The sequence below is a fragment of the Methylobacterium sp. genome (assembly GCF_019750675.1).
GTDB lineage: Bacteria > Pseudomonadota > Alphaproteobacteria > Rhizobiales > Beijerinckiaceae > Methylobacterium.
Map to the genome: position 1 here is coordinate 1 of NZ_JAIEOF010000294.1, position 1,662 is coordinate 1,662.

2 protein-coding genes and 1 pseudogene are annotated in these 1,662 nt (G+C 67.9%); 2 read left to right on the forward strand and 1 reads right to left on the reverse strand.

Annotated features, from left to right (window positions below):
* Positions 1-452, reverse strand: a pseudogene (locus K2X24_RS15475) (endonuclease III); the annotation flags it as partial.
* 56 nt (positions 453-508) lie between these two features.
* On the opposite strand from K2X24_RS15475, the gene K2X24_RS15480 reads away from it, so the two are divergent.
* Both K2X24_RS15480 and K2X24_RS15485 read left to right on the forward strand, forming a co-directional pair.
* Positions 509-1,024 (forward strand): DUF2244 domain-containing protein, encoded by a 516-nt coding sequence (locus K2X24_RS15480; RefSeq protein ID WP_292499260.1) that lies wholly within the window; start codon positions 509-511, stop codon positions 1,022-1,024.
* 4 nt (positions 1,025-1,028) lie between these two features.
* Positions 1,029-1,538, forward strand: coding sequence for a DUF3016 domain-containing protein (locus K2X24_RS15485; protein WP_292499261.1), 510 nt, complete (start codon positions 1,029-1,031; stop codon positions 1,536-1,538).
* Positions 1,539-1,662: the final 124 nt, after the last annotated feature.

Here is a 1,662-nt window from a genome sequence, read left to right on the forward strand (position 1 = left end):
GTGCCGACGCCGGGCAGAACCTCGAGGTCTTCGCGCCGCCTCGGCACCGCACCGCCATGCCGTTCCACCAGGATGCGCGAGAGCGCGATCACGTTCTTCGCCTTGGTGTTGAACAGTCCGATCGTGCGGATGAAGTCCCGCACCCGTTCCTCGCCCAGCGCCAGCATCTTCTCCGGGGTATCGGCGATCGCGAAGAGGGGGGCGGTGGCGAGATTCACGCTGCGATCCGTGGCCTGGGCGGACAGCACGACCGCCACCAGAAGGGTGAACGGGTTCTGGAAATCGAGTTCGGCGCGGGGCTCCGGGTTGGCCGCCGACAAGCGCGAAAAGATCTCCGCGACGGTCTCCGGTCCCACCGGTTCGGGCGCGATCGGCACCTCTGCGACGATCGGCGCGGAAAGACGCGCGGAGATCGGCGATTTCCGCGGTTTGGTCGGCTGTCGGGTTCGCATCCAAGCGTTATATGCATTGCATGGCGAGCGGCAATCATCAGGACCCCCGCACGGGCATGCCGGCGACGGGTCTGCACCCGGACGGCCTGGACCCCGACAGCATGGATCGGCCTGTCTTCCGGGCGACCATCCGGCCTCACCAATCCCTGAGCCACGAGGGCTTCCGCATCGTGATGGTGCTGTGCTGCGCCGTCTCCCTGGTCACCTCGGTCGCCTGCGTGAAGGCCGGATACTGGCCGGTGGCGGGCTTCTTCGGCCTCGACATGCTGGCCCTCTACGCGGCGCTCAAGGTGAGCTTCCGGCGGGGGCGTTCCTTTGAGGAGGTGGCGATCTCGCCGATCGAGGTGATGCTCGCGCGGGTGACCCATCGCGGCGAGCGCCGCGAATGGCGCTTCAATCCGCTCTGGACGAAGCTCACCAAGGTCGAGGACGAGGAATACGGCATGCAGACGCTCACCCTCGTGTCGCGCAGGGAGTTCGTGGTCGTCGCCCGCGATGCCTCGCCGCCCGAGCGGGAGTTCATCGCCGACGGGCTGACCCGTGCCCTCGCGCAGGTCAAGCGCGGATACTGAGGCGGTGGCGATCCATCCCGCGGTCCGGCACGGCGCGATGCTGGTGGGGTTTCTCGTGACCGCCGCGGGGCCCGCCGCGAGCGCTCCGGCTCCGCGGGTGACGGTAAACTTCGTCGCTCCCGAACGCTACACGGATGCGGGCGACCGCGTCGGTGCGGGTCCGGGGCTTCGCGTCACCCTCGCGGAAGTCCGGCGCATCATCGAGGGGGCGGCTTTGCGCGCGATGGCGCCGGGCGACGATCTTCGCGTCGACGTACTGGACATCGATCTGGCCGGCTTCGCGCATCCGGGCCTGTCTCCGGTCTCGTCACCGCGGGTGGTGACCGACGTGACGCCGCCGGCCTTCCGCTTGCATTACGACCTGCGTCGAGGCGGTCGCCGGATCGCCGGCGGAGACGAGCGGGTCAGCGACATCAACTTCCTGTTCGGCGCCCGTGCGAACCGGTCCGGTGCTTTCGCCTACGAGGAAGACCTCCTGCGGGACTGGTTCAGGAAGCGCCTGACGCCGCAATGATTGCGAGCTGCGAGCCCTGTGCAATCGTGGGAAAACAGGCAGCGCCCCGAATTTTTCCTTGACGGGGTTCTTTTGGCTCCGTATACCCCGTTCATCGGCGAGCGGCCACGTTGTGAGCGGCTTG